This is a genomic window from Hydrogenimonas sp., from assembly GCF_029933015.1.
Taxonomy (GTDB): Bacteria; Campylobacterota; Campylobacteria; order Campylobacterales; family Hydrogenimonadaceae; genus Hydrogenimonas.
The window spans coordinates 1-2,974 of record NZ_JAOZOZ010000174.1; the positions used below are offsets into that span (position 1 = coordinate 1).

A 2,974-nucleotide genomic window follows, 5' to 3' on the forward strand; every position below is an offset into this window, starting at 1 on the left:
TTCGTCGCCCAGGCATTCGTCATCCCCAGCGGTTCGATGAAAAACACGCTTCTCATAGGCGACCACCTCTTCGTCAAGAAGTTCGCCTACGGCGTGCCGGTTCCCCACATTCCGTGGCTGGAGATCCCGGTGGGCTTCGACACCGACGGTGACGGCCACATCATCGCCTCCGAAGGGCCCAAACGGGGTGACATCGTCATCTTCCGCTATCCCCGAAACGAAAAGATCCACTACGTCAAACGGTGCGTCGCCGTCGGCGGAGACATTCTCTTCCTGCACAACAAGGAGCTCTACCTCCATCCCCACGAAGGCAACGACTACATCGCCGCCAACTTCCCGAAGGAGAAGATCGTCGACATCAAGGGGATCCTTTTCGTGCGAAACCCCTACCGCGACGAGTTTCCCGGCATCCACAACGATCCGAAAGTGATCGACGACGGTATGCAGCCGATCGAGATTTTCGAGTTCGGTCCCGTACGTGTCGAGGAGGAGCACTGGTTCATGATGGGCGACAACCGCGACCACTCCAACGACAGCCGCTTCTGGGGGACCGTCCCCTACCGTCTCATCGTCGGCAAACCCTGGTTCATCTACTTCAGCTGGGATGAGAACTATGCGATCCGCTGGGACCGCATCGGCAGAAACGTAGAGACTCTGGAAAGAGAAGAGCCCCGTTATGTCGAGTGAGGTCGAAATCGTCAAAATCGCCGCCATCGTACTGGCTCTGATGATCGCCATCATCGGCCACGAGATCATGCACGGCTGGGTGGCCTACCGTTACGGTGACGTGACAGCGAAAGCGGCGGGACGCCTCAGCATCAACCCCATCGTCCACGTGGACCCGATCGGAACGATCCTGGTCCCCGCCCTGCTCTATATCAGCGGCGCCCCCTTTCTCTTCGGCTGGGCCAAACCGGTGCCCGTCAATATCACGACCGTCATCCGTAACGGCGGCTACAGAGGTGCCGTCGCCGTGGCGCTGGCCGGCGTTACGTGGAATTTCGTTCTCGCAGGCGTTTCGGCGCTGCTCTTCAACGCCTTTTTCACACCGCAGCCCCAGTCGCTGATCGGAGCGTTCGCCCTCCTTTTTCTTATGTATTCGGTCATCTACAACATCGTTCTGGGCGTCTTCAATCTCTGGCCTTTCCCGCCGCTCGACGGCGCCAATGCCCTGCGGTACTTGGCGATGGAGTACCGCTGGAAGAGCGTCATCGACCTGCTCAACAAGATCGAGCCGGTCGGCATGGTTCTTCTGATCGTCGTCATCGCCACGCCGCTGGCGGACTGGTTTTTTCTGCCCGCCAAGTGGCTTATCAACCTTTTCTTGGGATAATTTGAATATAATTCGCTCAAAAGCAGCAAGGAGAGTGGGATGAAATACTACGTCGGAAGCGATCATGCCGGATTCGCCGTCAAAGGCCTCGTCGTCGAGATGCTCAAAAACCGCGGTTTCGAAGTCGAAGACATGGGACCCGATACGGACGAGAGGGTCGACTACCCCGATTTCGCGGAAAAAGTGGCGCGGGCCGTCGCCGCCGAAAAAGGGAGCCGCGGCGTGCTGATCTGCGGAACGGGTCTGGGCATGAGCATCGCCGCCAACAAGATCGACGGCATCCGTGCCGCCCACTGCCAGGACTTCTACACGGCGCAGATGGCGCGGGCCCACAACGACGCCAACATCCTCTGTTTCGGTGAGCGCGTCAGCGGTGCCGGTGTCATCGAATCGATGATCCATGCCTTCACGACGACACCCTTCGAGGGCGGCCGTCACGAAGGACGTGTCGAAAAGATCATGGCCCTCGAAAAGAGAGACTGATGCTTCTGGAGTGGTCGCTCGTCACCTTTTCTCTGCTTCTGGTGATCTTCGTCGTCGTCAAGATGTTCTATTTCAAAAGCCTGACGATCAAGGAGCAGAAGAACAACGACGTGATGAAGCTGACCCTCAAAGAGGCCGAAGTGCTGATACGCAAATACCAGATCCAGCTTCAGCGGGCTCTGGGAAACATCGACATCCTCAACGAGCAGATGAACAAACTGCGCCGTGAGATCAAAGCGCTCAAACAGCGCAACAGCCAGTACCGCATCGAAAACGAAAAGCTCAAAAAACGGATCAAGGAGCTCGAATCGAGAATCGAAGCACTTATTTAGTGTTGAGTACTGAGTTTTGAGTTCGCCGGCTTCCAGCCGGCTTGTTCCAATGGAAGCGGCAAAGCCGCCTCCTTAATTTTTCATTTTTCGTTTTTAATTTTTCATTCAAAAAGGTTTTCCCATGAAAACATTGACCGACGAACAGAAAAAATTTCTGATGGATTCCATCCGGGACGTTCCCGACTTTCCGAAACCGGGCATCCTCTTCAAGGATATCACGACCCTGCTGAACGATCCGGAAGCCTTCAATCTACTGATGGACCACCTGACGGCCAGATACTCCGAAATGGATCTCGACTACGTCGCGGGCATCGAGAGCCGGGGCTTCATCTTCGGGGCGGCGCTGGCGGCGAAGCTGGGGATCGGGTTCGTTCCGGTACGCAAAAGCGGGAAACTTCCCCACACGACGATCGGCGAGAAGTACGCCCTCGAGTACGGGGTCGACGAGATCGAAATCCATATCGACGCTTTCCGCAACGAAGAGGGCGCCCGCGTCCTGCTGATCGACGACCTGATCGCCACGGGCGGTACGGCGGAAGCGGCGGCGAAGCTGATCCGCGACGCCAAGGCCGAGTGCGTCGAAGCCTGTTTCATCATCAATCTCACTTTCCTGAACGGCACGAAAAAACTCGAAGGCCTGGCCCCCGTCTACCATATCCTGGAGGTGGTCTGATGTACATCCCCAAACCTCTGCGGTTCGATCCCGACGAGCTCGGCCACTTCGGAATCTTCGGCGGACGCTACGTCCCCGAGACACTGATGCCGATCCTCCAGGAGCTCGACGAAGCCTACGCCAAAATCCGTTTCGACGAAACCTTCTGGGAAG

5 protein-coding genes and 1 pseudogene are annotated in these 2,974 nt (G+C 57.0%); all 6 read left to right on the plus strand.

Annotation, left to right across the window (positions count from 1 at the left end; genetic code table 11):
* Window positions 1-687: signal peptidase I (lepB, locus tag Q1K23_RS08850; protein WP_300363942.1), on the plus strand; the 687-nt coding region annotated here is incomplete at its 5' end.
* On the plus strand, window positions 677-1,333 hold the full coding sequence (locus Q1K23_RS08855; RefSeq protein WP_300363943.1) for a site-2 protease family protein: 657 nt from the start codon (window positions 677-679) through the stop codon (window positions 1,331-1,333). The genes lepB and Q1K23_RS08855, both read left to right, overlap by 11 nt.
* Before the next feature lie 39 nt (window positions 1,334-1,372).
* Entirely contained in the window at window positions 1,373-1,816 is a 444-nt protein-coding gene (rpiB, locus tag Q1K23_RS08860; protein ID WP_300363945.1) for a ribose 5-phosphate isomerase B, read from the plus strand.
* The gene (locus Q1K23_RS08865) at window positions 1,816-2,148 is read left to right on the plus strand and encodes a hypothetical protein (protein WP_300363947.1); all 333 of its coding nucleotides are present in this window, start codon (window positions 1,816-1,818) and stop codon (window positions 2,146-2,148) included. Before rpiB ends, Q1K23_RS08865 begins: the two co-directional genes overlap by 1 nt.
* Window positions 2,149-2,269: 121 nt before the next feature.
* Window positions 2,270-2,821: an adenine phosphoribosyltransferase gene (locus Q1K23_RS08870; RefSeq protein ID WP_300363949.1), complete on the plus strand. Its 552-nt coding sequence runs from the start codon at window positions 2,270-2,272 to the stop codon at window positions 2,819-2,821.
* Window positions 2,821-2,974: pseudogene (locus Q1K23_RS08875) on the plus strand (tryptophan synthase subunit beta); the annotation flags it as partial. The gene Q1K23_RS08870 and the pseudogene Q1K23_RS08875, both read left to right, overlap by 1 nt.

What these genes read in the sequence shown, in the direction of transcription:
- Q1K23_RS08855 (WP_300363943.1), top strand. Translation starts at nt 677, where the DNA reads ATGTCGAGTGAGGTCGAAATCGTCAAAATCGCCGCCATCGTACTGGCT.
- rpiB (WP_300363945.1), top strand. Translation starts at nt 1,373, where the DNA reads ATGAAATACTACGTCGGAAGCGATCATGCCGGATTCGCCGTCAAAGGC.
- Q1K23_RS08865 (WP_300363947.1), top strand. Translation starts at nt 1,816, where the DNA reads ATGCTTCTGGAGTGGTCGCTCGTCACCTTTTCTCTGCTTCTGGTGATC.
- Q1K23_RS08870 (WP_300363949.1), top strand. Translation starts at nt 2,270, where the DNA reads ATGAAAACATTGACCGACGAACAGAAAAAATTTCTGATGGATTCCATC.